We start from the raw sequence: 20,773 nt of genomic DNA, 5'->3' as shown, positions 1-20,773 counted from the left end.
GCAATACGGAAATCATTGCGGAATTCTTGTTCCGTAATGCCTTGCGCAGCAAAACGGCCATAGAAGTCCAGATTTTTAGCTACATTGGTTTTGGCATTCAGTTTCAGCGTAAAGCGACCACCATCTTGTTTGGTCGCATTATCTTGACTGTACTGCATTTCTATTTCCCCATCCATTTGCACTGGCGCCGCCAAAGCTGCCGTAGTTGGCATAGCGATCATTGCAGCAATAGCTGCCATCAAAAGTTTTTTCTTCATCTGAATCTCTCCTTGCTATATATGATTGTACGTCTTTTATTTACATATTACCAGCAATATTTCCAAACAAGTGTCCATGTTTCCTCATCTGTACTTTTGCTCGATATTTCTGTCTCCTATTAGACGTAGATAGAATTTTACCATGACAACAAAAAAAAGTAAAGAAAAAAAGAAGCCCTGCAATTGCAGGGCTTCTTTGCCGTTGATCTTCGATTTAGAAGAAGAATTCAGCTTGGAGACGGGTGTATTTGTCTTTAATCTCATTGCCAGTAGTGGTTTTGAGATCGCCGTAAATAGCACGCAGTTTGATGTTTTTCGCAGGTACATAAGCACCGTCGAAGTACCAGCCTTTCATGCCTTGGCCTTTGATGCTGTCAGTAACGAAGCCACTGTCATAAGTAGCATTGGCTTCATGTTTCCAGTAGCCCAGAGCTGCCTGCCAGGTACCAACTTTGTTAAGGTCGATCGCTTTGTACTGGAATTCACCTTTGAACGCTTTGTTCTGGGTATCGGCATTGGTAGCACCGTAAACAGCCGTTACTTTCCAGTCCGGAGCAAATTTGTAGGCTGCACCGATATCCCATGCATTCATGTTGTCTTTGTTACCAAAGAATGCAGTGTTATCGTTGTTACGATCTTTGAAGTGAGTATAAGAACCGAACACATTCAGGTTCTTGTTAGCAGCCCAGTTCAAGGACGTACCATAAGCAGTGGAAGTATTGGTACCTGTGCCAATGTAACTGTAGGAATTAGGATCAATGGAACCATAGAAAACTTGTGCTTTCAACTGGTTACCAAAGCCAAAACGAATACCTTTGACGAAGGTTTCATCCAAGAACAGGTCGCCAGTTTCAGTCTGAATGAATTTACCAACGCTAACTGTAGTGCCGCCAATCGGGCCTTCAGCATAAGCAGTGTTCAGGTATACTTTGGAATCATTAGCAGTAAGAGAATTATCGCTGTTTACGTCATTCATGTTGGTTTCAAACATAGCATGAACGTTCCAGTCTTCATTTACTGCAGCATGAGCAGCCAAACGCATACGAATCAAACGATCGCTAGCGCCAGCTTCAGAAGCGCCGCTCAGCTTCTGGTTGTTGTAACGAACACGCAGGTTGCCGTCGAAACGGACATTGTCGGATTTTTTCTCCAACTTGGCAACACGAACACCGAGGTTTTCGATCTCAGCGCTGAACTCGGTAGCCAGCTTATCGATGGTAGCCTTGGTTTCAGCATCAGCTTTGTCGCTACGAGCCATAGCTTTAGCAACGATCTGAGCCATTTCATAACGGGTCATGGTGCGATCGCCACGGAAGGTGCCGTCGCCGTAGCCGTCAACAATACCAGCTTTAGCCAGTTTGTTTACAGCATCATAAGCCCAGTGTTTCGCCGGAACATCGACGAAAGGATTGGCAGCTGCAAAGGCGGTAGCGCCGATGCCGAGGCCGAACATAAGAGCGAGAGCAGTTACAAGACGTTTTTTCATGTGTTCATTCCTCCTAAGAATTTTGTATTTGCGCACAGACAAATACATAAACCCCAGTCGGAGAAAGCAGCTCATGAGTATCCACGTTTCCTCAATAGCCTTTTTCTACTTCTAAGTAAATATGTACTCATCCGGTCACGCCTAATTAATTTCGCCCTTGGATTCAAAACTCCTGCAAAACCGAAAAACTTTTTTCAAATATTTTTCAGTCTTTGACCGGGCGGTCCAAGAACTAGATGTAGTGTACCATAATAAAAAAGAAAAGTAAAGAACGAGTACGGAGTACGTTGTTTTAACAGGAGTAAAGGGAGTAGAGTGAGGGTACGTGAGAGAATAAAAATACCGTGTTTCGAGCCCTCCCTGTACTCCCTCTACTCTTGTTCAATTTTCGTTCTTCTGGTACTTCCAGGCCAGGAGGACGGCCACGTAGTCGTCTACCGGCACAGGCGGAGTCTGCATAGTGATAGGCAGTAAGCGCCGCCAGCCTTGTGGAGGCTGTTGCTGCCAGTACAATTTGCGTGCTTGCTCTGTTGTATGCTTTTCATCCACGACGAGAAATTGCGCCTTATGCTGCGCTGCCAGTTCTTGCAGCATAGCTGCTTGCGCCGTTGAACCGGTGCCGTCGCCGCAAAGGAGGACTTGGATCCTGCCTGTTGCCAAAATTGAGGATATCTCTTCTTGCAAAGTTGGGGTCGGCACAACGAGTCGCTTCTCGATAGAGCCATCCATCGCTACCACGGCTACGCCGCATTTCTCCCGCCCCGGATCCACTGCTGCAATCATCGTTACTCCTCCTGTAAAAGGCAAAAACAAATATTAAACAGGAGTAGAGGGAGTAAATGGAGGGTATGAGAGAGAAATAAAAAATAATACAATTCTCCCGCGAGCCCTCACTCTACTCCCTCTACTCTTTGTTTATATATCTCGCCCTCTTCTTCTCTATCGTTTTACTTTATAGCCCGGACACGGAGTTCAATACGCACGGGACCTGCGGTATGCACATCTTCTATAGTAACCGCCGAAAGCTCCACGCGTCCGCCGAGGCGACTCATTTTAGCCGCCGTTTCATACAAGTGATTGGCCGGTAGCGAGCCTACCATACCTGAAATCGGATCTGGCAGTACTCCTTGGCGCACGGAAAGAGCATTTACTTGTTTTAAAAAGAGAATAATAGCCCCTTCATTGGCCCCTGAGTCTTCTGCGATCGCTTGCTTTTCTTCTTGCAAAAGAGTCGTACCTTTCGCAAAAACAAGCTGATTGGAGTACAATTGCAAGGCCCCGAATACGGGCTCTCCGTAAACCGTGTTTCCTGCCGCCACTACGCGCAGAATGCGCGGCGAGTCGGCTTTTCGTATTTCATCAATAGTTATATCAAACTCACGCTGGCTTATCACGAGTAAGCCCAGGTCTTTATCAATATTCAAGCGCTGCAAAAGCTGCGCATTAGCTTCACGCAAAAAAGCTTCCAGCTCTTGACGCAGTTGTTCTTGCGATTCGAGAGGATCAACCGAACGCGAAGCCAGCACCTCTCCTGCCTGGAAGACAATAGCTCCTTCGCGAACTACGCGAATGCCGGTTTGCAATTTGGCGGCAATTTCCTGCAGCTCTTCCAAGTTACTTTTCAATTTCTCTTTATTACGATTCAACTCTTGGATCTTTTCTTCCAAGTCTTGCTGCTGCGCCTGCAGACGATTCACTTCTCCCTGCGAGGCAGCTAGCGCTTCCACCGCCTGGTCTTTTTCGGCCACAGCCTGCTGCAGCTCTTGTCGTACCACCGCTAAGCGTTGGTTCATTTTTTCTACTTGCTCACTAACCGCAGCAAATTCGGTAGTTTTCTCGGCCAAACTGGCCTTTGCCTTGTCGGAAGCTTCCTGACTAAGCTTTGCTTCCTTCTGCAGCTCCGCCATTTGCGCTTTCAGTTTTTCCATGCCAAAAAGCGCCGTACGCACGTCCTGCGACACAGCCGTCAAAATACCAAAGGTAGCGGTAACAATCAAAATCCCGGTGACAATCGTTACTACTGTGGAAGTATGCTTGGGACGCAAACCGAACAAGGTCAGCTTCTTCTTACCGACCTTCGACCCTAGGCGATCTCCGATAAAAGCAATGGCTCCGCCCATTAAAATCAGCACTAAAATCAAAATAATACCGTCCACGAGCCAAGCCTCCTCTTCGGGGAAATAGATAACAAACAAGAGTATAGGGAGTATAGGGAGGAAACGTATGAGGGTTACGGTCCATACAAGAAATAACGAACAGGAGTCGCGGGAGTGATCTGAGGGCACGACTGAGGGTGCCGAGTAATATTTAAAATAATAATAACAACGCTTCCGTAGCCCTCACTTTAAGCAGTAGACGTCGGTTGCTACGCCGTCCATGGCGCAACCGACCCTAGGTGCTTCCGGCACCGTCGTACTCCTGTTCAAAAACCGTTGCTCCGTACTCCTACCTGGATTTACGCCAGATGAGCCACGCACCAGCAAGGATGCCGACAAGATTGGGAATCCACGCCGCCAGTATAGCTGGAATAGCACCGCCTTGCCCCAAGGCGGTAGTAATAGTCATAATGGTATAGTAGATAAAAATGACGACAATGCTGATGCCCAAGCCGATGGAGGAACTGGAGCGATGCGGGGCCAAGCCCAAGGGAGTGCCGATCAAAGCAAAGACAAAGGAAGCCAATGGAATCGTGAAGCGTTGGTGCAATTCCACCTCATAGGTCCCTGTCTTCACGTATTCTCTCTTCAAAGCATTAATATGCAGCTTTAGTTCTCGAATGGTCATTTCCGCTGGTTCTTTTTGCTCCCTTGAAATATCCTTGGGGGCTTTATCAATTGGTAAAAGTTGCTTATCAAAACGAATCGTTCGATTCAAACCGCCGTCCGGCGTTAAATCGTGAATAACGCCATGCTCCATTTCCCAACGGCCTTCATTCCAAACAGCTTTTTCAGCGTTTTGAATGCGAACCACTTGATCATTTTCAAATTCTTGTACGGTAACAGCATTCATACTGCTTGTTTCTTCATCAAATTTACGGGCATAGGTCAAGCGGGTAATTTTCCCCTGCTCGATATCTTTAATGATAACATGATCTTGCGCCTTGGGTTTGGTATTCTTTTCGATTTCATTCTGCACAGTATACCGATACGCTTCGTTGGCCGCCGGTACCACTTTTTCATTAAAAGCTACTGCAAAGACGCTGACAAAAAAAGCGACAATAAACACAGGCGCTGCGAGTCTGGCAAAGCTAACGCCGCCGGATTTCATCGCCGTCAATTCGCTGGACGCCGACAGACGTCCGAAAGCCAGGAGCGCTGCCAGTAGCATTGACATGGGGAACGTTAAAACAATAATACTAGGCAAGCTATAAATAAATAACTTGATTACACTCGACAAGCTGGCGCCGTATTTTGTTACATATTGAGCAATACGAAATAATGTGCTCGTACCAATAAATATACTGGAAAACGAGCAAACCCCGAATACAAAAGGGCCTAATAATTCCTTTAAAATATATTTATCTAAAATGCGCATCCAGACACTCTCTCCTCATTCGTGAGCCGTTGTTGAATGGGTAACGCATGCAAGGTTCGGCTCTTAGAAATATGCTTATAAAAGGGCTCATTACAAGCTGAAATTTTCACCCAAATAAAATTTGCGGGCTATATCGCTATTGGCGATGGTTTCACGGTCACCGTCAATTAAAATTCGACCATTATTCAAAATATAAGCTCGATCAACAATGCTGAGGGTTTCGCGCACATTATGATCGGTAATTAAAATTCCAATGCCTCGTTCTTTGAGATAGCTGATAATTTCCTGAATATCCGCCACAGCAATAGGGTCAACACCAGCAAAAGGTTCATCCAAGAGAATAAACTTGGGCTCTGTCGCTAAGGCCCGGGCAATCTCCACCCGACGCCGCTCACCGCCGGAAAGCTGTGACCCTAAGCGATCACGCACATGCTCTACATGAAATTCCTTCAGCAAGCTTTCCAGTTTTTCTTTGCGTTCCGACGCAGTAAGAGGAGTAACTTCCAAAATAGCCATTAAATTGTCTTCCACCGAGAGCTTGCGAAAAATGGAAGCTTCTTGCGGCAAATATCCCAGACCATAGCTGGAGCGAACATGCATAGGCAGTTTCGCCACATCTTCGCCGTCGATCACGACACTGCCCTGATCCGGTTTCTCCAAGCCAACAATCATATAAAACGTGGTGGTTTTCCCGGCGCCGTTGGGTCCCAGCAATCCCACTATCGATCCCTGGTCTACCCGAATGCTGACGCCATCCACCACGGCGCGTCCCTTATAGCTTTTTACCAACTTATTGGCTTGGATATACATGCAGAAGCCTCTCTTTCAATGGATAAGAATTAGGATTGAACAAGAGTAAAGGGAGTAATCGGAGGGTACGCAGGAGGGTGACGAGGTACGGTTTATTTAATTATCTTTATTATCCTGCACTTCCTCAGCAGGTTTGTTTTGCGGAACGCCGGTGCTGGGGTTAGGGTTGGTAATGACTAGACGGGCGCGTCCGGTGCCTTCCATGGCTTTGTCATCCAAATACAAATTCAGCGTATTGCCGACAAGTACATTGCCGTCCTGCACAGCTCTGGCGTTGCCAGTCATGATGATCTTGCTGCGATCTTGACCGCTTTTTTCGCCATAATACGTAGCCAGGTCAGATGTAGCATCCAGCTTGCGTGCCTCGCTGACAATGTGTACATTACCCGTACCTATAGCCCGATCTTCCTTGAGGAACGCTTGGATATGATCCGCCGTCATATTGCCGTCCGTCATAAAAATGGTTCCGCCCTGCGGGGTAATGGCGATTTCACTTTCCTGGAAATACTCCACACGCGGGCCGATTAGGCGCTTGTCTCCTTTTACAGCCACTACATTTCCCTGCGCAATAAGCTGTTTGCCGCCTACAGACCACAATTCCACAGATGTCATATTCAAATCCGGTCCAGTTACCTGCACGCCATTGCCGCCGCTGACATGAGCGTCTTGGGTTTTGCTGTTGTATTCTACCGTCTGTCCGGTCATGGTTTGCTGGCCGCGTACAACCTTTACGCCCCCCTTGGCTAGTACCATGCCTGTTGCCGAATCGTAATCAAAGGTATCGGCCGTTACTTCAGTCTTTTCTCCCGGCGCCGCCAGCGCTAGAAGCGAACTGCTGCAGACTAGCGCTAACGCCAAGGCCATTGCCATTTTTTTGCTTTTCCAGAATTTCATACTCCAGCCTCTCCTTCCTATTGCTTCACATAACGGGCATTGCCAATAACCTTAGATTTTTGAAAATCCCGGTCACTTTCAATGCGGTCGCCACTGACTTGTGATTCCTTGCGGTTAAGCTGCGCTTGCCCTTGCCCGTAAATACGCTCTTCTTTCGCAAGCCAGCCCATTTCTTTTGCTACAAAAGTGTCGCCATCACTGGATACCGCTTTGACATCTCCTGTAAAACGCAGAGTTTGTTCTTTAGGAACATACACGCCCACTGGCGCTGTCAAAATCACGGTTCCTCCTTGCGGTCGGTAGAAAACACCACGCACATTCTGCAGGGTAATCTCCTGGCTATTTTTGCTGCCCCGCATGCTCTGCGCCGTCACTTCCCAGACCAGCTTACCGTCCTTGCTTTCGGAAATGGTGTTTCCCTCCATGAAGATGGGTTCTTCTTCCGTTTGGACTACTTCCTTCGGCGGATCCGGGAACTCTTCACGCCATAAATAGTACGCGCCAAAAAGCACGCTAGCAGCCATAAAACTTATTAAAAGCCAGCGGCCCTTTTTCATGCTTCTTCACAGCTCCCATCCACCTTAGTATTCCAACGCTTTTGGAACCAAATCCATTCATCAGGATGTTCCCGAATAACTTCTTCCAATAACTGCGTCATTTGCAAAGTCAACCGCCGCAAGTCTTCTTTTTCTTCTCCCGTATTTTCGTATTCCAAGGGAGGATAAATCAGCACCCTATGGCCGCTATAATCTGGTTTATGCACGATAAATACAGGCATCACCGGCGCTTTAAACTTGCGTGCAAAAACAGCCGGCCCCAGAGGCGTCGAAGCCGGTTTTCCGAAAAAATCCAGGAAAAGGCCATCAACGCCAGCGTCTTGGTCTGCCAAAAATCCTAGAATTTTCCCCTTTTTCATCGCCTTAGCCGCCCCGATCAGTTCCGTCGTTCCCCGGGCAAAAATTTCGATGCCCACTCGCTCTCGATATTCATTGAGCAGCCGGGTATGCTGATCATTCGGCTGGCGCTTGATTACGCTTGTCATCGGAAACCCAGCCATAGACAAGGCCGCTCCCAGCCATTCCCAATTGCCGATATGAGCGGTTAAAAAGACTACTCCGTGCCCTCTGGCTACAGCGTCTTCTAAATACTGTCGGTTTTCAATCTCCACGAGCTGGGAAATTCGTTGCGCATCCAGTTTCGGTGTAAACATAATTTCCAAAAAGGTCTGTCCCAGGTTACCGCAAAGTCGTCTCATTACTGCAGCAGCAGCTTCTTGGGAGAGTCCGAGGCGTTCTTTCATTTGCCGAATACCACGACGTCGCTGCTTGGGGGCAATGTACCAATACAAAAAGCCTAAGGAGCGTCCCAACTTGACAACGCATGCATACGGCAGCAAACAAATCAGCCGACTCAGCGCTTTCAACAAATGATATTGCCATTCATTGCTCATGGTCATGCCCTCCTTTCACAGCAATTATATTACCACTGCTTCTAATCATAAAATGAAAAGTATCCACTACTGACGAGTATGCTGCTGGCCGCTGCCCTCCACATAGGATTGGACAATCCCATCCCAAAGGCCCTGGCTGCGCAAAATAAACTCCAAAACATCTCGCACGCCGCCGCCGCCGCCGCGATGTGCGGAGATGTAATGACAACGCTGCGCTACCTCAGGTACCGAGTTAGCCACGCCGCAGGCAAATCCCACCTGTACTAAGGCAGGAAGATCGTTTAAATCATCGCCCACATACGCAACCTCTTCTACGCCCAGACCATGCTTATCCATCAATTCCCGCAAAGCCGTCTGTTTGTCCAGCGTCCCTTGATAAACATCGCAAATTTTTAGTTCAGCGCTGCGCAAACGAACCATTTCACTTTCCCGCCCTGTAATGATGGCCGTTTTGATTCCTGCACGCTGCGTCACCGCAATGCCCAAGCCGTCTTGTACGAAAAATTCTTTCATTACTTCGCCATCTTTGCCGATGGCAATTTGGCCGCTTGTCAGCACGCCATCCACATCAAAAACCACCAGCCGCACCTTGGAAGCTCGGGCGTTTGCGTCATTCGTCTGCTTGATTGGTATATCCATGTTATTATACCACTCCTTGGCACGAATTTTTATTTATGTTTTCTAGCAATGCCGTCAATAGCCTGGATATCAAGAAGCAGTTCTTCCAATTGATCCAGATACACCATGTTCGGCCCGTCGCATAACGCCTCTTCCGGATTGTCATGCACTTCTAAAAATAAAGCATCCACACCGACCGCAGCCGCAGCTCTGGCTAAATGTCCGACATATTCGCGCTGCCCCGCTGACGCCGTGCCCGCCCCGCCTGGTAATTGCACGCTATGGGTCGCGTCAAACACAACGGGATAGCCAAAGGAGCGCATAATCGGCAAGGCCCGCATATCAACAACTAAATTGTTATAACCTAAGCTAAAGCCGCGTTCCGTAAGTAAAATATTTTCACAGCCTGCTTCTTCGAGCTTACGCACAACGTTTTTCATATCATTGGGCGCCAAGAACTGTCCTTTTTTCACGTTGACGGCAACGCCGCTTTTCCCAGCTGCAAAGAGCAAATCCGTCTGCCGCGAGAGAAAAGCCGGAATCTGCAAGACGTCCAGCACTTTAGCAGCCGGCTCTACTTGGGTAATTTCATGAATATCACTCAAAACTGGCAAGCCTAATTCGTTTTTAATTTTTTGAAGCATGCCAAGTCCTTCTTCCAAGCCCGGTCCGCGGAAGGAATTATAGGAAGAACGGTTGGCTTTATCAAAGGATGCTTTGAAAATATACGGCATGCCCAGGCGTTCTGTAATGGCCTTGATTCCGCGGCCAATACGAAGTGTCCGTTCGTAGTCTTCAATTACGCAAGGCCCTGCAATCAGAGCGATCGGGCGCTGTGCGCCAAGCTCCAAAGAACCGATTTTCACAGTATGCATAGTCAACCTCCTTGATTAAGAACAAAGTATTGAACAAGAGAATCGGAGTGACCGGAGGGACCGAAGGAGGGATACAATTTTTTGATGCTAACATCTTTAATTTTCTCTCTGTCGTACCCTCAGATTCTCCGATTCTCTTGTTCAATCCCGCTCCCGTACTTTTATCTACGACTCAGCAGGATTGCTTCCACGCGTTTGAGGTCTTCCGGCGTATCGACGCCAACGGAGGCGTGTTCGGTCGGAAGAACTAGAATTTTATGACCATATTCCAACGCCCGCAGCTGTTCGAGCGATTCCGTCTGCTCCAAGGGAGTCGGCTGCATTGCCGCGTATTCCAACAAAAAATCACGCCGATATCCGTAAAGGCCCAGGTGTTTATAGGCTTGAACCAAGCCTGGTTTACGGGGAAAGGGAATCAAAGAACGCGAGAAATACAGAGCATAGCCCTGCTGGTCCAGCACCACTTTGACCACGCTGTCCTGCGCCGCTTCTTCAGGCAGCAGGGACGTGCACAAGGTAGCCATTTGCAAAGCAGGTCGCTCTACAAAAGCTGCTGCCAAGGCTTCAATAACTTGCGGTTCCACGAGGGGCTCATCACCTTGAACATTGATGATAATATCCGCATCCGTGTGTTTACGGGCCACTTCCGCCAACCGGTCCGTTCCTGTAGGATGAGCGCTAGAGGTCAATATCGCCTGGCCGCCGAAGGCTTCTACCGCTTTTACAATGCGTTCGTCATCCGTAGCTACCAAAACTTCTTGAACCCCCCGCGCTTGGACGGCTTGTTCGTATACATGCTGAATCATCGGCTTACCCGCCAACAACGCCAGCGGCTTTCCCGGCAGCCTTGTGGATGCATAACGCGCCGGAATCACACATACGGTTTTCATACTTCTCGTTTCTCCCCTTCCACCACTCGGCGAATGAGCTCCAAGAGTTGTTCATAGCAACCGTCCATAAATCGCAATTCAATCCCTAAAATATAGACGGGCAAAGGACGATCCGAGTGAATAAATTCCGCCGGTATCTTTACGGCGTCTTTTTCGGTTGTAATAATGGCTTTTACACCGGCTTCCACCGCTTCTTGCATGACCTGCTGCATTTCCGCCATCGTATAGTCATGGTGGTCCTCATACCGAGCGGAAGCAACCACACAGGCACCGATGTCGGAAATAGTTTGTTCAAAGGAAGAAGGATTGCCAATCGCAGAAAGCGCCATGACCTTGACTCCTGCGATTTCAGAAAGAGGCATTTTTTGCGGCGGATGACCTTGGTACCATTCTCGTATTTCAATACAATGCCTTGGTTGATGTACGCTTTCAATAATCGCCGCATCCTGATTGTATTGATGCACTGTACTGCGGATAATCTCCCTCGTATCCGGACTGGATTGGTCTACTTTGGTCAGCAAACAAGCATGGGCTCTATCCAGATGGGCCAAGGGTTCTCGCAAAGTGCCGCGCGGCAGCAAATAACGATTGCCAAATACATTCAACGTATCAATCAAAACAATATCCAAATCCCGCATAAGCTGCCAATGCTGGTAGCCATCATCCAAAATGACAACCTGTGCCTTCAACTCTCTAACGGCATATTCGCCGGTAATCGCTCGGTTCCGCCCGATTACGACCGGCACGCCCGGCAGATTTTTAGCTAATAAAAACGCTTCGTCGCCGGCTTCGCTGGCCGTCATAAAGGTTCGCTTTCCATCGGAAACAAGCCCTACGGTGCCCCGCCACTTCGCCCGGTAACCCCTATTCAAAAGCACGACCCGATAGCCCATATCGCGAATAATCGCCGCCAACCGTTGCGCCGTCGGCGTCTTGCCTGTGCCGCCTACGGTAACGTTGCCTAAGCTAATGACTTTACAGGGAAGCTTATACCGCTTTCGTAAGCCCCACCGATACAAGTTGAGCTTGAAAGTCAGACCGGCGCCGTAAAGCCAGGAAGAAACACGCAAGAATAGCAAGATAAGCTTTCCCAGTATTCCTGTTTCCTTCCCATGTACTAATTGATATAAATATGCCTGAATCGCTTCTCGTTGGCGCATACATGCCCCGCCTTCTCTCGTAGTTGGCTCCATTCGAAAGGCTTCGCTATTTTTGCAAAAGTTCCTGCAAATAGCAAATGCTTCGCCGAGAAGCCCCCTTATTTTCGCGGACAATATCCAGAGTCAACGCTTCCATGCGCTGGCGCTCCTTGCTGTCTTGCAGCAAATGCAACGCGGTTTCTGTTAGCTCTTGCGCATCACAGACCGTACTACACGCCTGCCGTCCAGAAAATAAAGCATACGTTTCTTTAAAATTGAACATATGAGGACCGATCAAAATTGCCTTGCCATGCGCCGCCGGTTCTAAAATGTTATGACCTCCATGAGCCACCAAGCTGCCGCCGACAAAGACAACGTCACCAACACTATAAATGCGTCCTAATTCCCCAATAGTATCCAGAATAACCACGCTGCCTTGACCGCCCTGATTGGCTTGTTGCGTACGACGACGTACAGGCAAGCCCTTTGTCAAGCAGAGCTTCACTAACTCGTCTACGCGTAAAATTTCTCGGGGCGCTAAAATTAAGGCCGCTTGAGGATATTGCTGCCGCACCTTTAAAAAAGCCGTAAGCAATACTTCCTCTTCACCCTCATGCGTGCTGCCGGCAACCAAAATCGGCTCATGTCCTGTAAGAGTCAGCTCTTGTTTCAAACCTTCTCTTTCTTCAGGCGATACATGCGTGTAGGTCTGGTCAAACTTGGTGTTGCCTGTTACTACCACTCTATGCGGGTCAGCGCCTAGTTGAATAATATATTGCTCATCAATCGCAGATTGCATGCAAAAACGTTCCACTGTGTCCAGCATGTCCCGCAAAATACCTTTAAGATAATGATACCGTTTCACGCTGCGGTCACTAATTCGCCCGTTTACCATCATTACCGGAATCTTGTATTGTCTAGCCGCATACAAGAAGTTGGGCCATAGCTCGGTTTCTACCAGCAAAAAAGCTTGAGGCCGAACTTGGGCAAGCACTCTGCGCGGCAGCCATGGTAAATCCAAGGGAAAAAAGATCAGTCCGTCCACATCCGTCAGAATGCGTTTGGCCATGGAATACCCGCTGGCTGTGACAACCGATACCAACACAGGCGTTCCCGGCATGGCTTTCTTCAGTTCTTTCACCAAAGGGCTGGTAGCAACAATCTCGCCTACTGACGCCGCATGCAGCCAAATGCAATTTTTATGCGCCACTTTATCCAGCGCATGCGCTGGCAAACAACCGAAACTTTGGCGCAATCGTTCGGCAAAGCCTTCTTGCCGGAGGCACCGATAAGCAAATACCGGCATGGCGGCTATCACTAGTATAACAGTCATGAGATTGTAAAAAAAGCGCATCTTCTAAACCCCGCTGCTTTCTGTCCCAGTATCGCGAAACTGAACCTGATACAACTTCTGATACAAACCGCCAGCCTGCAGCAATGCTTCATGAGAGCCCATCTCCACGATCCGTCCCTGATCCATAACCAAAATGCAATCCGCCCGGACAATCGTTGACAGTCTATGGGCGATAACCACGGAGGTACGCCCTACCATCAGTTTATCCAAAGCGTCCTGCACCAACTGTTCGCTTTCCACATCCAAAGCCGACGTAGCTTCGTCCAAAATCAGCAAGCGCGGATCCCGCAAGATAGCCCGGGCAATCGCAATACGTTGCCGCTGACCGCCGGAAAGCATGCAGCCCCGTTCGCCAATAGGAGTCTCATAGCCTTGAGGCATAGCTGTAATAAAGTCATGCGCATTAGCTGCTTTAGCAGCTGCTATGACCTCTGCCTGTGTTGCCTCCAAACGACCGTAGCGAATGTTTTCATACACGGAACGATTAAAAAGCACCGTTTCTTGCGGCACAATGGCCATTTGTTCCCGCAGCGACTTTTGCGTCACCGTGCGGATATCAACGCCATCCAGATAAATTGTCCCTTGCTGGGGATCATAAAACCGCGGAATCAGGGCGGCTATGGTTGTCTTACCCGCGCCTGAAGGACCGACAATGGCAATCATCTGCCCGGGATGGGCTTCAAAAAACACCTGACGCAAAGCCGGTTCTCCCGGATTATAGGAAAAGTCGACCCCTTCAAATACCAAATGTCCCTGGGATTTTTGCAACACTACCGCCCCCGGCGCGTCCTGCACATCCGGTTGGGTATCAATCACTTCAAAGACACGCTGGGCTGCCGCTAAAGCGCGCTGTACCACTCCGTAGGATTTGCTGATTCTTTTGACCGGATTCGATAAATTTACAGCATAAATCAAGAAAGCAATTAACGCGCCTGCCGTCAAATCCCCATGAATAACTTCCCAGCCTCCATACCAGATAATCAGCGTCACGCCGATCGCCGCTAAAAATTCGATTAAAGGAGTCAGCGTAGCCATAAGCTGGGCGTTTTTCATTTGCGCCCGAAAGTTGGAAAAGTTCTCCTTTTGAAAGCGTTCAATTTCAAACTCTTCTCGGGCAAAGGACTTGATAACTCGAATAGAGGAAATGGCCTCTTGCAAAACCGACGTAATATCAGCCACCTTAACCTGCATTACATTGCCGGAAGCGCGCAGTTTTTTACCGAACACATTAATAGTTTGCCCAACCAAGGGCACCGTAATGAAGGTAAATAGAGCAAGCTTCCAGTGTAAAAAGAACATAGCGCCAATGGAGCCGATCAGAATAACGCTCTCCGTAATCAACTCAATCAGAGTATCCGCCAACGCTCCTTGCACAGCCGCTACGTCATTAGTAACATGACTCATAATATTTCCGGTAGAGTTGCGCGAATAAAAAGAGAGCGACAATCTTTGCAAATGGCGATAGATGTCTTCGCGTATATCGATGACAATTCTTTGTCCCACATAGGCCATCAAATAACTTTGCCCGTAGAAAAAAATGCCTCGCAGCAAAAAAACCACGACGATGCCGCCTGCAATGAGATTGAGCATCATCATATCTTTCTCGGCTAAGACTCTATCGATCACGTCTTTAATAATCCAAGGAACGTATAAGTTTGCCGCCGAAGCCAGGACTATGCAAAAAATCGCCGTTCCCAAACGAGGCAAATAAGGCCGCAAATATTTTAGCAGCCGCATATAGCTATTCATGCACTTTCCTCCTGCTGCCGGATGCTTCCGCTAAAATTAAAGCCGCAACACGCTGAACGGCGCCGCTTTCCCCCAATTTATGACGGACTTCCTCCAAAGCGCGGTGCGTAGCAGCATAATGCTCAGCATCTTGAAGATACTTCAAGACCTCTGCGGCCAGTCGCTGCGGCTGCGCTTCGTTTTGGACGAGTTCCGGCACAACTTGCCGCCCCGCAATAATATTGGGCAAGCTGATATACGGTAATTTCACCAACAATTTTCCTAAACCATAGGTTAAGGGATTCACTTTATAAGTCACAACACAAGGCAAATCCATTAAAGCCGCTTCCAAGGTCACCGTACCGGAAGCCGCCATTGCGATTTCCGCCGCTTGCATCCAGTCGTACAAATACTCCCGCACCAAACGAACAGGCAAGCCAGCTGCTTCTATCGCTGGCTGCACCATATCTTCTGCTACCGTTGAAGCCAAGTGCAAGACAAATACCGCTTCCGGCACCGTTGCCGCCACCTGCCGGGCTGCTTCCAAAAACAAAGGCAGCAGGCTCTTAATCTCCTGTTTCCGGCTTCCAGGCAACAGCAAAACAATCCGCTCCTGCGGCTGCAGTTTTAAAAAGGCTCGCGCCTCTGCCGTATTGCGTTTCGTTCCCACTAAATCCAACAACGGATGGCCCACATAGGTCACGTTGCCGCCGTAGCGCCGGTACAGTTCCGCTTCAAAGGGAAAAATAGAAGCAATATGATCAACTGAGCGTACCACGCCCTTAGCCCGCCACTCGCCCCAAGCCCATACAGAAGGCGCTATATAGGAAACAACACGAATACCTTTGGCTTTCGCGATTTTCGCCAAGCGCATATTAAAGCCGGGATAATCAATAGTAACTAAAATATCCGGCTTTTCCCGATCCATCGCCGCCGCTAAAACATCGCGCAGACGGAATAACCGCGGTAAATTTTTAATAACTTCCACTATGCCAATAACGCCCAAGTCGGCAATATCATAGAGAATGTCCACGCCTTCGCGGCGCATGGCTGCGCCGCCCATGCCGAACAAACGCACATCCGGCTTCATGGCGCGCAACGCCGCTGCAATGCCTGCGCCATGAAGGTCACCGGAGGCTTCGCCGGCGGAAAGCATGATTTTGCACATGAGACATCCTCCTAGGAATTAAAATATATTAACGAACAGGAGTAGAGTGAGTAAAGGGAGGGTACGTATGAGGGTTACGAGATGCGAAATTTAAAATTACTATTTTACCACAATCGTGATACTATGCGCATCGGCCAAGGCAATGGCTTCTACACGGTCTACGAGCAAGGTTTTACCGGCTTCCAGCACAAGGGCGGACGCACCGGCTTCGATCATGGAGCGAATGGTGGCGGGACCCGCGCCAGGCATGTCAAAGCGCTGGTCTTGCTGGGGTTTAGCTGCTTTGGCCACTACAGCGCCGCTGCCTCCAGCCAAGGCACCGCCGCGACGAATGCAGGCGTCAGTGCCTTCTATCGCCTCTACCGCCATAACGGCCCGATCTTTTACTACCACTGTCTGTCCAATATCCAAAGCGCCTATTTCTCTAGCCATGGACAAGCCGAAATCCATATCCGCCAATTCGGCTTCCGTAGGCTGACGCTTGGTCAAAACGCCCGGCTGCGGCAACAGCATTTTCAACAAAGCCGTTTGATCCGCCACTTGAATGCCTTCTTGGGCCAATGCTTTCACTAAGGCCAACAAAATGGTGTCATCCTTTTGATCCGGCAATGACGCCAGTAACTGTTGGAATCGGCCATCCAACTCCACTTTACCGGAAAAAAGCAGTTCCTTGGTTACTTTCCCTAGCATCGTAACCTGGGAAACCTCTTCCTGGCGAAGGGTATCAATTAAAAGCTGCAGCTGACCAACGCCAATCTGATGATATACAGAAGCCGCTTCCGCCAAGTCGCTCTCCACAGTAGGCAACACCGCTATCGCCACAACAGATAAACCTAAATTTCGCGCACAGAACGCAAAATCAACCGGCAGTCGTCCGACGCCGGCAAGCAAACCGATTTTCTGCATATTCACCGCTCCCATATCCAAATTAAAACGAAAAGCTAATTTAGTTTCTCCAAAACAACAGAAAGAGTTCGCTACAGAATACCCTGTACTCTGCAGCAACTCTTCCTCTGCTGCAACTTATTCACTACTGTCACGGCGCGTCCGGCAAATACCCCGCTCCGCATTGCGCAAAAAGCGCAAGAAGTGTTCTACTTCTTCATATGCTTCCAGTTCTTGTTCCATCATTGCAATCGCTTGATCCAGCGATAAACCGTTCTTGTATAAAATCCGATAGGCTTTTTTCAGTTCGCGCCGCGCTTCTTTCGGCACGCCCGCTCTAGACATGCCTACGCTGTTCAAGCCGGCTACCTTGGCCGGATGCCCGTCGGCAATCATAAAGGGAGGCACATCCTGAACCACTTTGGAAGCGCCGCCAATCATCGCATTGCGGCCAATTTTAACAAATTGGTGCACCCCGGACAAACCGCCGATTACAACGCGATCTTCCACAATAATATGACCTGCCAGCGTAGCGGCATTGGACATAATTACGTGATTGCCTACTATACAGTTATGCGCCACATGCGTATAGGCCATCATTAAGCAATCAGAGCCAATGCGTGTTTCTTCGCCTTCGCCAGTTGCCCTATTTACCGTGGTAAATTCGCGCAATGTCGTCCGGTCGCCGATAAACACATAGCTTTTCTCGCCCTTGAATTTCAAGTCCTGCGGTTCCGCTCCAATCGAAGCACTGGGGAAAATAACACAGTCCTTGCCAATGCTAGTCCAGCCGTCAATAACCACATGCGGGCCTATTTTCGTCCCATCGCCAATCACTACATGTTCACCAATGACTGCGTAGGGGCCTATCTGAACATCCTTGCCAAGACGCGCATTGGGATGAACCACTGCCATCTCGTGAATCATACGCAAAGGTACTACTTTATCCGTTTGCATAATATGACAACTCCTTCTGACTGAGTCTCTGTCAATACTGTTAGGTCATTACTCTCAGGCTGTTTTTCTGCTCTTATATTCCGACTGCTCAGTCAAATAGAAACATCATCTTTTTTTGCAAAAAAAGCCTTTACGCTGAACTATACTGCTCTAGTTTTGTTTTCCTAGGCAACATCACTGTTTTTCTTGCTATTTATGTTTTTTATTCTTGCTTGTCCGACAGGGCAAACATAAACTCTGCTTCCGCTACCAATTGACCCTCTACAAAAGCCTCTGCACGCACTTTACCTACGGAACCGCGCAGACGGGTTACTTCCGCTTCCATACGCACCTGATCGCCAGGTACGACCGGTTTACGGAACTTAACGCCTTCCATACCGGCAAAATAAGCAATCTTGCCCCGGTTTTCATCCGGATACAATAAAGAAACCCCGCCAACCTGCGCCATAGCCTCCAGCAGCAATACTCCCGGCATAACCGGTTTATTCGGAAAATGCCCCTGAAAAAAAGGCTCGTTAGCAGTCACATTTTTTATGCCGACGCCACGCTTTAAGGGCTCCAACTCCAAAATGCGATCTACCAATAAAAACGGATACCGATGAGGAATAATTTCCTTGATTTCTTCAATAGTTAATACCACTATGCGCAACCTCCCTGCCTGGCCGCAGCAATTAACTGCGACAGTTTTGTATTCAATGCATGACCGGACGATACTGCCACTACATGGCCTTTAATCGGACCTGCCAACGCTAAATCGCCAACCACATCCAGCACCTTGTGCCGGACCAATTCATCCGAAAAACGTAGTACATTAACCGCGCCATTTTCATCATACACGGCTGCGTTTTCCATGCTGCCGCCCAAGGCCAAGCCTTGCGCCTGCAATACTTCTATTTCATGGACAAAGCCGATGGTCCGCGCCGGGGCAATCTCTCGCCAAAATAAATCCTTGGTAATTTTCACATCAGCAAATTGAATTCCAATCGCCTTGTGCGGATTAACCGACGTAAAAGTAATACGAAAGCCATCATACGGCAAAATAGAAATGAACCGATTTCCATCTCGCACTATAAACGCCTCTTCGATACAGTAAACCGATCGTAACGCTTGCTGCTCACAACGCCCCGCCTCTGCTAAGAGCTCCAAAAACGGCAAAGCGCTGCCATCCGCCACAGGCGGTTCCATCGAATCAATTTCAATGAGACAATTATCAAGGTTCAACGCGGAAAATGCCGCCAAGATATGTTCCACCGTAAAAACCTTGGCTTCACCCGCTTCCAACGTTGTCGCCCGCATGGTCTGCGTTACACAGGCCGCTTGCGCCGGAACGCGAGGTCTGCCGGGCAAGTCAATCCGTTCAAAAAGGATTCCCGTATCTGCAGGCGCCGGCAAAAAACGCACTTTCACTTCCCGTCCGGAATGCAGGCCAATCCCGCTATAGGCAACTTCCCTTGCCAGAGTACTTTGTCGTTCCATGATTCCTCCCAAAAGCATTAAGCCTTTGTTTATTCTAGCGGATTTACGTGTGCAACGCAAGAGTTTCTGTCTTGTCTCCGTGTTTCCAGCGATTATGCAGCCAAAACCATTCCTCAGGATACTGCCGAATGTGCTGCTCGACGCATTGGGTCAGCACTTGCGTTGTTTGCTGAATTTCTTCTTTTTTATTTCCCGTCTTCTCGACAAATACCGGCGGATAAAGCCAGGCATGATGCCGTCCATCCGCCTCTTGCGTAATAAAAGCCGGCACAATCGGAACCTGGCGCATACGCGCCAAATGCGCCGCACCTGGAGGACTGGATGCTTCGCGACCAAAAAACTGCGTCCGCACGCCTTCCGGCCCTGCATCCTGATCCACCAGCAAACCGATAATATGTCCTTCGCCTAAAAGCTGAATCATTTCCTTTACGCCTGTTTTATAGGTCACATGCATGCCACTTTGGCGACGATATTCGTTAATAAAACGGTCCATCGCATCATTTGTCTGCTTTTGCACTACTGCCACCAACGGAAAGCCTCGTTTCGCCAAGGCGGCGCCCAAGAGCTCCCAGTTGCCGCTATGGGCGGTCGCCAAAACAACGCCTCTCCCCAACGCCAAGGCTTGTTCCAGATGCTCCGCACCGGTAAAGGAAATCCAGCTATCGAGAGGCTGCTTTAATAAAAGCGGCACGCGCAGCACTTCCATAAACATAGGGCCAAAACGCACCGCGCTGGCGCGAGCTACACGCTCCGCTTCTGTTTGGTCAACAGCTAAACTCAGTCGAATGTTCTCAATGGCCATTTTTTTTCTTTTTTGCGGAGTCAGCTTCCAGGCTACACACCCCAGGTAGCCGCCCCACCGCTTAGCCGTCGCTGAGGAAAGAGCGCAAGCCAGACGGCTGAGAAGCTTTACAATAAAGTACAGCATTTGACACTCCTCGATACATTAAGATACAGAAAAGAAGGATAAAAAAGAAAGGAACGACACACAGAGTAACTGAGTAACAGAGAAATGCCAGAGAATATATTTATAAGAACACAGTATAAGAGATTGCCGCGCTGCGTTCGCAATGACGCAAATTCCTTAGGACTTTAATTAATTTTTTCTCTGTTTCCCTCTGCTTACTCTGTTACTCCCTTAATAAACAAGCAGTAGCTTCGATTTTCTTCTTTAATCGCAGTATTTCTCGATATATGTTTTTGTAGATTCTTTGGCTAGACAGGCTAGGCTGGTAGTGAAGTGGTTTTTGCG

The 20,773-nt window shown here is 48.7% G+C and carries 20 protein-coding genes and 1 pseudogene; all 21 read right to left on the bottom strand.

The genetic code is table 11. The features are described from left to right. Window positions 1–257: pseudogene (locus tag PHF27_RS07740) on the bottom strand (hypothetical protein); the annotation flags it as partial. A 214-nt stretch (window positions 258–471) separates the two neighbouring features. Beyond that, on the bottom strand, window positions 472–1,743 hold the full coding sequence (locus tag PHF27_RS07735) for an S-layer homology domain-containing protein (RefSeq protein WP_300068099.1): 1,272 nt from the start codon (window positions 1,741–1,743) through the stop codon (window positions 472–474). A 381-nt stretch (window positions 1,744–2,124) separates the two neighbouring features. Then, complete coding sequence (locus PHF27_RS07730; protein WP_300068096.1) at window positions 2,125–2,526, bottom strand: pre-16S rRNA-processing nuclease YqgF; 402 nt, start codon at window positions 2,524–2,526, stop codon at window positions 2,125–2,127. A 164-nt stretch (window positions 2,527–2,690) separates the two neighbouring features. Beyond that, window positions 2,691–3,899, bottom strand: coding sequence for a DUF3084 domain-containing protein (locus tag PHF27_RS07725; protein ID WP_300068094.1), 1,209 nt, complete (start codon window positions 3,897–3,899; stop codon window positions 2,691–2,693). 289 nt (window positions 3,900–4,188) lie between these two features. After that, entirely contained in the window at window positions 4,189–5,277 is a 1,089-nt protein-coding gene (locus PHF27_RS07720; protein ID WP_300068091.1) for an LptF/LptG family permease, read from the bottom strand. Window positions 5,278–5,367: 90 nt separating this feature from the next. Then, on the bottom strand, window positions 5,368–6,087 hold the full coding sequence (gene lptB, locus PHF27_RS07715; RefSeq protein ID WP_300068088.1) for an LPS export ABC transporter ATP-binding protein: 720 nt from the start codon (window positions 6,085–6,087) through the stop codon (window positions 5,368–5,370). Between the two features lie 96 nt (window positions 6,088–6,183). Next, window positions 6,184–6,981, bottom strand: coding sequence for an LptA/OstA family protein (locus PHF27_RS07710; protein ID WP_300068086.1), 798 nt, complete (start codon window positions 6,979–6,981; stop codon window positions 6,184–6,186). 17 nt (window positions 6,982–6,998) lie between these two features. After that, window positions 6,999–7,538, bottom strand: a complete 540-nt coding sequence (lptC, locus tag PHF27_RS07705) for an LPS export ABC transporter periplasmic protein LptC (protein ID WP_300068084.1) — start codon at window positions 7,536–7,538, stop codon at window positions 6,999–7,001. Next, window positions 7,535–8,431, bottom strand: a complete 897-nt coding sequence (locus tag PHF27_RS07700; protein WP_300068082.1) for a lysophospholipid acyltransferase family protein — start codon at window positions 8,429–8,431, stop codon at window positions 7,535–7,537. The genes lptC and PHF27_RS07700 overlap by 4 nt, the downstream gene beginning before the upstream one ends. Window positions 8,432–8,497: 66 nt before the next feature. Continuing rightward, window positions 8,498–9,070 (bottom strand): HAD hydrolase family protein, encoded by a 573-nt coding sequence (locus PHF27_RS07695; protein WP_300068079.1) that lies wholly within the window; start codon window positions 9,068–9,070, stop codon window positions 8,498–8,500. Between the two features lie 29 nt (window positions 9,071–9,099). Further along, on the bottom strand, window positions 9,100–9,924 hold the full coding sequence (gene kdsA, locus PHF27_RS07690) for a 3-deoxy-8-phosphooctulonate synthase (RefSeq protein WP_300068076.1): 825 nt from the start codon (window positions 9,922–9,924) through the stop codon (window positions 9,100–9,102). Window positions 9,925–10,085: 161 nt separating this feature from the next. Beyond that, complete coding sequence (gene kdsB, locus PHF27_RS07685; RefSeq protein ID WP_300068073.1) at window positions 10,086–10,814, bottom strand: 3-deoxy-manno-octulosonate cytidylyltransferase; 729 nt, start codon at window positions 10,812–10,814, stop codon at window positions 10,086–10,088. Then, window positions 10,811–11,974: a tetraacyldisaccharide 4'-kinase gene (gene lpxK, locus PHF27_RS07680; RefSeq protein WP_300068070.1), complete on the bottom strand. Its 1,164-nt coding sequence runs from the start codon at window positions 11,972–11,974 to the stop codon at window positions 10,811–10,813. Before lpxK ends, kdsB begins: the two co-directional genes overlap by 4 nt. Window positions 11,975–12,020: 46 nt before the next feature. Beyond that, a complete protein-coding gene (locus PHF27_RS07675) occupies window positions 12,021–13,307 on the bottom strand; it encodes a 3-deoxy-D-manno-octulosonic acid transferase (protein ID WP_300068067.1) in 1,287 nt (428 codons plus the stop codon). Window positions 13,308–13,310: 3 nt separating this feature from the next. After that, a complete protein-coding gene (locus PHF27_RS07670) occupies window positions 13,311–15,056 on the bottom strand; it encodes an ABC transporter ATP-binding protein (protein ID WP_300068064.1) in 1,746 nt (581 codons plus the stop codon). Further along, window positions 15,049–16,203 (bottom strand): lipid-A-disaccharide synthase, encoded by a 1,155-nt coding sequence (gene lpxB, locus PHF27_RS07665; protein ID WP_300068060.1) that lies wholly within the window; start codon window positions 16,201–16,203, stop codon window positions 15,049–15,051. The genes PHF27_RS07670 and lpxB overlap by 8 nt, the downstream gene beginning before the upstream one ends. A gap of 99 nt (window positions 16,204–16,302) precedes the next feature. Further along, a complete protein-coding gene (gene lpxI / locus PHF27_RS07660) occupies window positions 16,303–17,109 on the bottom strand; it encodes a UDP-2,3-diacylglucosamine diphosphatase LpxI (protein WP_300068057.1) in 807 nt (268 codons plus the stop codon). A 117-nt stretch (window positions 17,110–17,226) separates the two neighbouring features. Further along, window positions 17,227–18,045 carry an acyl-ACP--UDP-N-acetylglucosamine O-acyltransferase gene (gene lpxA, locus PHF27_RS07655; protein ID WP_300068055.1) on the bottom strand — a complete coding sequence of 273 codons (819 nt, stop codon included), beginning with the start codon at window positions 18,043–18,045 and terminating at the stop codon, window positions 17,227–17,229. A 202-nt stretch (window positions 18,046–18,247) separates the two neighbouring features. Next, a complete protein-coding gene (gene fabZ / locus PHF27_RS07650) occupies window positions 18,248–18,685 on the bottom strand; it encodes a 3-hydroxyacyl-ACP dehydratase FabZ (RefSeq protein WP_300068053.1) in 438 nt (145 codons plus the stop codon). Next, window positions 18,685–19,521, bottom strand: coding sequence for a UDP-3-O-acyl-N-acetylglucosamine deacetylase (lpxC, locus tag PHF27_RS07645; protein WP_300068051.1), 837 nt, complete (start codon window positions 19,519–19,521; stop codon window positions 18,685–18,687). Before lpxC ends, fabZ begins: the two co-directional genes overlap by 1 nt. 43 nt (window positions 19,522–19,564) lie before the next feature. After that, window positions 19,565–20,449: a lysophospholipid acyltransferase family protein gene (locus tag PHF27_RS07640; RefSeq protein WP_300068048.1), complete on the bottom strand. Its 885-nt coding sequence runs from the start codon at window positions 20,447–20,449 to the stop codon at window positions 19,565–19,567. Window positions 20,450–20,773: the final 324 nt, after the last annotated feature.

The sequence above is a fragment of the Anaeromusa sp. genome, assembly GCF_028691475.1.
In the GTDB taxonomy this organism is placed as follows: Bacteria; Bacillota; Negativicutes; order Anaeromusales; family Anaeromusaceae; genus Anaeromusa.
This window is presented reverse-complemented; position numbering and strand designations above follow the sequence as displayed.

Bases quoted from the DNA above. Each gene is read 5' to 3' on its own strand.
- PHF27_RS07735 (WP_300068099.1), bottom strand. From the start codon at position 1,743: ATGAAAAAACGTCTTGTAACTGCTCTCGCTCTTATGTTCGGCCTCGGC.
- PHF27_RS07730 (WP_300068096.1), bottom strand. From the start codon at position 2,526: ATGATTGCAGCAGTGGATCCGGGGCGGGAGAAATGCGGCGTAGCCGTG.
- PHF27_RS07720 (WP_300068091.1), bottom strand. From the start codon at position 5,277: ATGCGCATTTTAGATAAATATATTTTAAAGGAATTATTAGGCCCTTTT.
- lptB (WP_300068088.1), bottom strand. From the start codon at position 6,087: ATGTATATCCAAGCCAATAAGTTGGTAAAAAGCTATAAGGGACGCGCC.
- PHF27_RS07710 (WP_300068086.1), bottom strand. From the start codon at position 6,981: ATGAAATTCTGGAAAAGCAAAAAAATGGCAATGGCCTTGGCGTTAGCG.
- lptC (WP_300068084.1), bottom strand. From the start codon at position 7,538: ATGAAAAAGGGCCGCTGGCTTTTAATAAGTTTTATGGCTGCTAGCGTG.
- PHF27_RS07700 (WP_300068082.1), bottom strand. From the start codon at position 8,431: ATGAGCAATGAATGGCAATATCATTTGTTGAAAGCGCTGAGTCGGCTG.
- PHF27_RS07695 (WP_300068079.1), bottom strand. From the start codon at position 9,070: ATGGATATACCAATCAAGCAGACGAATGACGCAAACGCCCGAGCTTCC.
- kdsA (WP_300068076.1), bottom strand. From the start codon at position 9,924: ATGCATACTGTGAAAATCGGTTCTTTGGAGCTTGGCGCACAGCGCCCG.
- kdsB (WP_300068073.1), bottom strand. From the start codon at position 10,814: ATGAAAACCGTATGTGTGATTCCGGCGCGTTATGCATCCACAAGGCTG.
- lpxK (WP_300068070.1), bottom strand. From the start codon at position 11,974: ATGCGCCAACGAGAAGCGATTCAGGCATATTTATATCAATTAGTACAT.
- PHF27_RS07675 (WP_300068067.1), bottom strand. From the start codon at position 13,307: ATGCGCTTTTTTTACAATCTCATGACTGTTATACTAGTGATAGCCGCC.
- PHF27_RS07670 (WP_300068064.1), bottom strand. From the start codon at position 15,056: ATGAATAGCTATATGCGGCTGCTAAAATATTTGCGGCCTTATTTGCCT.
- lpxB (WP_300068060.1), bottom strand. From the start codon at position 16,203: ATGTGCAAAATCATGCTTTCCGCCGGCGAAGCCTCCGGTGACCTTCAT.
- lpxI (WP_300068057.1), bottom strand. From the start codon at position 17,109: ATGCAGAAAATCGGTTTGCTTGCCGGCGTCGGACGACTGCCGGTTGAT.
- lpxA (WP_300068055.1), bottom strand. From the start codon at position 18,045: ATGCAAACGGATAAAGTAGTACCTTTGCGTATGATTCACGAGATGGCA.
- lpxC (WP_300068051.1), bottom strand. From the start codon at position 19,521: ATGGAACGACAAAGTACTCTGGCAAGGGAAGTTGCCTATAGCGGGATT.
- PHF27_RS07640 (WP_300068048.1), bottom strand. From the start codon at position 20,449: ATGCTGTACTTTATTGTAAAGCTTCTCAGCCGTCTGGCTTGCGCTCTT.